This is a genomic window from Sutterella sp. (assembly GCF_030539355.1).
In the GTDB taxonomy this organism is placed as follows: Bacteria; Pseudomonadota; Gammaproteobacteria; order Burkholderiales; family Burkholderiaceae_F; genus Sutterella.
The window spans coordinates 1-7,648 of record NZ_JAUNSF010000124.1 but is presented as its reverse complement, the minus strand read 5'-3'; the positions used below and the strand labels follow the sequence as shown (position 1 = coordinate 7,648).

2 protein-coding genes are annotated in these 7,648 nt (G+C 66.4%); one reads left to right on the top strand and one right to left on the bottom strand.

What is annotated here, in order from left to right; translation table 11 throughout:
• The coding region (locus tag Q4F91_RS12130; RefSeq protein WP_303337982.1) for a porin at nt 1–908 on the top strand (908 nt) is incomplete at its 5' end.
• Nucleotides 909–1,642: 734 nt separating this feature from the next.
• Here Q4F91_RS12130 and Q4F91_RS12125 read toward each other — a convergent pair.
• The gene (locus tag Q4F91_RS12125; protein WP_303337981.1) at nt 1,643–7,279 is read right to left on the bottom strand and encodes an H-NS family nucleoid-associated regulatory protein; all 5,637 of its coding nucleotides are present in this window, start codon (nt 7,277–7,279) and stop codon (nt 1,643–1,645) included.
• Between the last annotated feature and the right edge of the window lie 369 nt (nt 7,280–7,648).

Here is a 7,648-nt window from a genome sequence, read left to right as displayed (position 1 = left end):
AGGACCTCGGCAACGGCTTCGCCGTGGGCTTCATCCTCGAGAACGGCTTCAAGGCTGACGACGGCACGCTCGCGGACTCCTCCCGTATCTTCAATCGTGAAGCGTCCGTTTCTCTCTATTCGCCCTATGGCCAGTTCTCTTTCGGCCGCATCGGCTCGATCAACCAGGGCACCTCTTCGTGGGGTAAGGCCGGCCTGCTGTCCGCCTTCGGCACGTCCTACACCACCTATGTCGCCCAGGTCGGTAACTTTGCCAAGGCTGACACGGTTCGCGACAACATGATCGCGTACATGTCGCCGACGTTCGCTGGCATCAATGTCTATGCCCAGTACTCGATGGGCGACAGCAACGGTACGGAGAACAAGCCGACGAGCAATCGCTACTACGCCCTCGGCGCCTCCTACATCAATGGCCCGGTGCTCCTCTACGGTGCTGTTGACTCGATCAACTACAAGGCCGACACCACCCGTCCGAATCAGGACGACAGCCTGACCGTCACCCTCGGCGGTTCCTATGACTTCGGTGTCGCCAAGGTGTTCCTCGTTGGCCAGTATCTCGATGAGGCTGCGCTCTCCTCCATCAGTTCCACCGTCAACAAGCTCGCCCTCGATGGGTCCGCCTTCAGGTTCAAGGGCTGGGGTGCCAGCCTCTCCGCCTCCATTCCGGCCTTCGGCGGCAAGTTCCTCGCCGGTGTCGCCTATGACGACGCCGAGACCGCTGACAGCGAAACGATTGATGCCGATCTCACGCGTTACATTGTTTCGCTCGGCTACGAGTACAACCTCAGCAAGCGCACCAACGTCTACGCTGTGGCCAGCTATATGCAAGATGAGATCGAGCCTGCCGGTGGTTCCTCGATCGAGCCGAGCGCCACGGCCGTCAAGTTCGGTCTGCGTCACAAGTTCTAATCCTGAGTCCTCTCAGGAGGCCTGATCTGACCCGCCGGTTCGCCGGCGGGGTCGGGCGAAGCGAGGCAGTTGAGCCCGCTTCAGACAGGTCAAGAATCTGAACGCCTGAAACTGTTCAGAGGGAATCTGGAACCCCCGGAAGACATCAAAAGTCATCCGGGGGTTCTTCTCGTTCTGGCTCCGACACTGTCACGACGAAGCCGAACAATGTAAATTCCGTGTCTCGCCTGAAGAGGCAGACTCGGGTATCCCGCCCCGTCAACACCCGCGAGGGCTCCATGAGTGACATGCGGATCAAGATCCACGGCGGATGAGTTGCCGCAGCCAGTCCGTCGATCCCCGCATAACAGAAGTTCTGCCGCCCCAGAAGTCCGGCATCGAGTCCAGAGCTGCCACGATCGTCAGCAGCGCGATGGGGCGGCGTATGTCACGGTGTGTGACTGCGAAATGAAGAGGGACGAACGGCCACGACATGAAGGAGGATGTCGTGATCTGCGTCGATCCCGTCCGACAGACGGAGCGCCGCTGAGAGCTTCTGTCCGCGGACGGCTGCAAGCTCGCCTGGAATCGATGACTCAAGCCCCTGGAAGACAATCAAGTCCTCCGGGGGTTCTTCTTTTCCGGTCTCCAGTATCGTCACCGCCGCCGGCATTCCTCCGGCACAGAAGAGAACGGCGCCCGCCGGTTCCCCGGGAGCGCCGTCCTTTGCGAGCGTTCAGCGACTCAGAGCTTCATCAGTCCCAGCCGCGGAAGTCTCCGTCGTCACCCGTTTTGAGCTTGATCGGATTGAGCCCGCGGCCCATCCGTCCCTGGGGCAGGGTGTCCGCGCCCTCGACGAGGTACTCCGAGGCATCGTGACCAGCGGCGACGAGGTCGTTCAACCACCGCGGACGACGCCCGCGGCCCGACCACACCTGCCCGTCGGGGCTCACGTACTTGCCCGGGACCTTGCGGCGTCGCGGCTCGGCCGCGGTCTGCGGATTCACGAGGTACTCCTCGACGGCATGGCCTTTCTCGACGAGTTCGCGGAGCCAGGTGGGACGGCGCCCGCGTCCGGTCCAGGTCTCGCCGTTGGGTCCGAGGTACTTGACCGACGGATCGAGCGGAGGATCGACGGGACCGGTCCGGTCCTCTTCTTCCGCCTCCTCGTCCTCAGCTTCGGGCTCATCCTGAGCGGTCTCTTCCTCTGAGGCCTTCGCCTCGGGTTCCGTCTCCTCGGCAGGCTCCGGCTCGACGGGTTCCGGGGGCGTTTCCTCTTCAGAAGACTCTTCCTCCGGCGTCTTCTCCGGCACTTCCTCGGACACGGCCTCCTCTTCGGAGCTCTCGGGCTCCACTTCAGCCGCCGTCTCCTCAGGCGGAACGGTCTCCCCGGCTTCCTGAGTTTCCTCAGCCGGCGTCAGGTCCGTCGCCTCATCCCCGGGGGCGGTGATGAACTCCGCGCGGCGCAGCACGCGGAGGGCGAGGTCGGAGACCGGGGCCTCCGCGGCGGCGTCGGGCTTCACGCCCGCGGCCTCGAGGTCGCGGCAGACGCGGTCAAGCGCCGCCGCCGGATCACGGAAGTACTCCGAGCCGCGCAAACGGATGAACTGCCACCCGCAGCGCTCGAGCACCGCCTGGCGGCGCAGGTCGTCGGTGATCTGCGCGTCGCTCGAGTGGAAGCGCTCGCCGTCGCACTCAAGCGCGACGCGCCGGCCGCCGCCCATCACGACGATGTCAAGCCGGTAGCTCCCGACCGGGTACTGCTGCCTGATGCGGTAGCCGCGCAGGCGCAGTTCCTTCGCGACCGGCGCCTCAAAGGCGAGCGAGTTCTGATCCGCGGCGGCGCGGGTCTCCTCCTCGATCTCCTGCTCCCTGCCGCAGTTCGCGGCGTGCTGGAGCAGATAGCGCCTGATGTCATCGGCCTGCGTCTGGCTCTGCCAGTCAAAGGAGTGGATGATCCAGAGCTGGTCCTTCGCGCGGCTCACAGCCACGTTGAAGCGCTTCATCTGCAGGTCGTTCGTTCTGTTCACGGCCGTGATGAAGCCGCTCTTTGAGCTCGGCACGTCAACGAGCGAAAGGAAGATCACGTCGCGCTCGTCGCCCTGGAAGTCCGGGGCGATGCCGACGCGCACGCGGCGCTCCTCGAACTCCGTGGGCGAGAGCTCCTTCATGAGCTTGCCCAGAATCGAATTGACCTGCGCGCCGCTGCCCGTGGAGCGCATCACGACGACGCCGAAGGTCTTCCCCCTGTACTCGGGCTCGGCCATGCAGGCCTTCATCAGGCGCACGATCGCGTCGCCCTCGGCCTCGTTCACGTCGCCCGCCTTCGCACCCTCGACCTGGAGCGGCACCATCGGCGGCTGCACGGGCGTCGAGTCCGCGGGACGCAGCGGCAGGATCCTGCCCTCGTAGCAGAGACGGTTCGAGAACCCGATGATCGAGGGCACGCAGCGGAAGTGCTCGTGGAGCGCGAGCGCGCGGTACCTGATCTGGGCGAACTCGTAGAGCGAGGTCTTGAGCTCGTAGATCTCGGGCTTGTCCACGACGCCCGCGAGGTACTGGCGCTTGAACTGCTCGATCACGGACTCCTCGACGCCGGGCTTCACGGGCGTCACCTGACGGTCGTCGCCCACGATGACGGCGCGCTTCGCGAGTCCGAGGAGGGCGAGCGAGGTGAGATCGGCCTGGCTCGCCTCGTCGACGATCAGCACGTCGAACTGGTTGCCCGGCCTGAAGGACGAGAGCGCCTGGTCGATCGTCATGATCCACGCGGGCACGGCCGTTTGCGAGGCCTCGAGCGCGCGGGCGGCGTGCCTGAGGTTCACCTCGGCCTTCTTTCCGGTGCCCTTTCCGACCTTGCGGAAGAACATCGCGGCGGTCTTGAGGCTCGCGATCTGATCGCGGGTGGTCTTCTCCGCGACGGCAATCCAGGCGCGGCGGCTCGCGAGCTCGCCCGTGAGCTTTCTGAACCTGTCGGACAAGTCCTTCGCCTCGCGCATCAGGCTCTGCAGGTCGCCCCCGGTGTTGGCGACGAAGATGGCATTGAGCATCTGCCAGTACCACGCGCGCTCCCAGTCGCCGTACGGACGTTCGGCGCCCTCAGCTTTCCCAAGGCGGAAGGCCACGGCCCAGCCGGGGCAGGCCTCGAAAAGCCTGTTGACGGAGTCGTTCCAGTCGCGCCAGGCGGACACGTTCTCGGCCGACACGATGCGCATGAAGGCGTCCCAGGCCTTCGCGTAGGTCGCCGCGTCGACGGGCAGCGCCGTCATCATCGCCTGGACAAGCGGGAAGCTTCTCGCGGCGGCGCGCCAGGGGGCGGCAGCGGCCTCGCGCTCCGTCGCCACGGCGCTCTTCGCGGCCGCGGCGTCGATCACGGGAAGGAAGGGCCGCACGCGCGGCATGAACTCGTCGCGGATGCGGTCGAAGTAGTAGGTGGCCGCCTCGCCCGGGCGGCGGCCCTCGAAGATTGCGTCGACATTGACGCCGGCCGAGCGCCAGGCGGCGAGGAGTTCCTCGAACTTCGCGTGCCACTCGAGCGCCGGGGCGACGAGCGAAGCGGTCCGCTGCGCGAGGTCCGCGCAGGAGAGGTGCATTTCCTCGAACCTCTTCGCGCCGCACTCGCTCGCGCGCAGATTCCACTGCTTCGCGGCCTCGGCGCGCGCGTCGCGGACGCCGAGCTCCACGGCCACGAGCTTCATCGCGTCGGCCGAGAAGATCTCGCGGCCGCTGACGCGCACGCGCTTGAGTTCCTTGAGTTCATCGGACCTGCTGAAGCGGGCGAAGATGCCTGGCTTTCCGTCAGGGTGCTCCGCCTTGAGCCAGTCGAAGGCCGAGCGGAAGGCCGGGGTGTCGAGCACGTCCGCCGGCTCGATCGTGACGCCGTTGAGCGGCAGCCTCGCGTCCTCCTCGGCCTTGCCGGCCTTCCTGACGGCCTCGAGCATGATCTCGAGCAGGTCGTCGTTCGAGCGCGTCGCGCGGTCCATGCCGGCGAGCGCGGCCCAGCGCTGCATGGGGTCGGCGAGGATCTCGTCAAAGCGCCGGTCGTCGAACGCGCGCCAGGCTTGGGCCACCTCGACGCTCTTTTCGGCGAGGCAGCTGAAGACCGCGTCGTCGGCGGAACGTCGCAGACGAATGAGGGGCCTTCCGTCCATCGCCCGCGCGCGGGGCTCCTCGGTGATGCCGTCCGACTGCGCCAGCACCGCCGCGGCCGTTCGCTCGCGCTCGACCCAGGCCTCGACCTGCTCGGGAGAGGGAAGCGTCGCGGCGTCGGGGAGCGTCGCCGCGAGAATCGCCTTCTCCCCGGCGCTCCAGCGGGTCATGCCGGCGAAGAGCTTCGCGAGCTCGATCTCGGTGACGGGGAGCGGCTTCGGGTTCGCCTCGTCGAGCCAGGCCTCGCTCACCGGCCCCGGGATGAGGTCGGCGTACGCGTCAAGTTTCCTCAGCTCCACCGCGATGCCGGAGAGCGAGAAGGAGCGGTCGCCCACGGTGTGGCGTTTCGTCTCCGGGGTGAGCAGGTCGGCGATGGCGCGGTTCTTTTTGAGCGCGGCCTGGAGCGTCTCCCGGCGCGCGCGGGCGAGCTCGTCGGCCTCGCGGGTGAGGCGCCTCAGATCCGCGTTCTCGATGCGCTCCGAGAAGCTGCAGGCGCTCTCGAAGTTCTTCTTCGCGTCGTCGAGCTGCGAGAGGCAGAGGTCCTGCATCTCCCGGGGAAGTTTGTCCTTCAGCACCGTGAGCGCCGGGGCCTTGGTCGAGGTCACGAGCACGTGCAGGCCCTGAGAAAGGAAATGCCCCATCAGGTTCGCGATGGTGTGGGTCTTGCCGGTGCCGGGAGGCCCCTGCACGAGCACCGACCCCGTGCGCTCGAGCTCGCGGGCAATCTTGAGCTGGTCCTCGTTGGCGGGCTTGGCGAGCAGGATCTCCTCGCAGAAGCCCGAGGCCTCGGCGATCTTCTGCTCGTCCGATTCGGCGGAGAACGACACCCGCTCGACCCTCCCGGTCGAGCGGCAGACCATCGCCTCGAACGCCTCGGGGAGCGCGTCCGGGTTCTCCTCGTAGTAATCGGCCATCTCCGCGATCGCACGCGGCACGCCCGTGAGGCGCTTTCTCCTCATCAGCACGGCGCGCGGGTAGACCACGAGCTTCGCGCCCTGCCCGAAGGGAAGATTCAGAGGATCATCGGCCCAGCGGCTCGTGGGCTCGAGGTTGTCGGCGAACGCGCGGAAGTGCGCGGCGTACTCGTCGCCCGTGACGAGCTCGACGCCGGCCTCGGTGAGACCCTCGAGCCCCTGGATCTTCTGGATCACGGTGGGGTCGGGGAGGAAGACGGCATTTTTTCCGAGCTGCGCCGTGATCTCGCCCTGGAACTCAGCGGGTGCCGAGTAGTCGGGAATGAGGCGCAGGGTCTTGCCGTTGCTCGTCTTCTCGAAGGCGAGGCGCTTCACGAGCAATGGATAGCGGAACACCTCGCCCGAGCTCTTCTCGGTCTCGAGAATGAAGTTCCCGAGCACGAACTCCTCGGTGAGGTTCGACGCGTCGACGCCGTACTGAAAGGTGAGGAGCTCCTGGTAGAGCTTCTGCGCGCGCTCGGCCCGGTCAAATTCGACGAGCCACGCCTCGCGCTGCTTGCGCCATGCGTCGAGCGCGGCCATGCGCTTCTCGCTCGCCTCGAACTTCTCCTCGAGGGTGAGGGCGGGGAGGAGCAGCGGCCGCTCGTCGCCCGTTTCCTCCCTGATCTCGGGCGTGGTGACCTTCCCCGGCGTCAGACGCACGAGACGGGCGTCGAGCGCAAGGCGCTGGGAATCGGTCAGGTCCTTGACCAGGATGTAGCGGCAGGTGAGCGACGTGCCGTCGGGCCGCACCCAGCCGAAGAGCTCCGGAGGCAGAGACCCGCGCAGGCGCTGCCAGAGGGCGAGCTTCTTCGCGAGCGCCTCGTCGTCATTGATGGAGACCAGCGCCGCGCAGGCTTCAATCCCGTCGGCGTCGGGGAGACCGAGCCGGAGCGAGATGTCGGCGAGGTCCTCGACCGGCGGGAGCTTCTCTTTGTCGAGCGTGTCTGCCTCGAGCACGAGCTTCTTTCTCACACCCGTCGCGGGGCCCCAGTTTGCCGACGCCGGGTCCCCGGCGATCCATGGCTTAAGACGCGCGTCGGGCTCGGGGAAGACGGGCAGCAGCGGCGACGTCACCGAGAGCACGCAGTCCGGACCCGCGGCGGCGCCGATTTTCACCTCGGGCAGGTCACTGTCGATTTTGTCGAGCCACTTGAACCCGAGCTCGTCCTCGACCCGGATCTTCGCCGTCGACCGGCTCTGCGCGATCTCGCGCACGAACCGCAGTACGGCGCTGATTTCCTGGGCGTGCTTGGACTTCTGGGACGAGGCGGGAGTTTCTGACGGCATGGCGACCTGACGGATTCTTGTGATTTCTTTGACCGCGGCGAAGCGGCGGGGAGCCACTCGGCAACGGTCCTCCCCCAGGTCTCGTCACGGGAACCTCCGAGTATACCAATGCGACGAAAAGCGTCCTGTGAACGGGGGCGGAGTTTTTCCCTTCTCCGGACGACGCAATGGTGTCACCGCGGGCCTGAGGGCGCTTCGGGAGGCTGAGGGAGGCGTCGCCCGGGGAGGACGATTCCGTGCATGAGGAACGGCGATGTTTTCTCCCCGGACGACACGATTATTTTGCGCGGTGTTTTATCCGCGGACCCGGATTCCTCAAAAGGAATAACGGCCGCGGAACCGGATGATTCATAACGCCTCGGGGAGAAG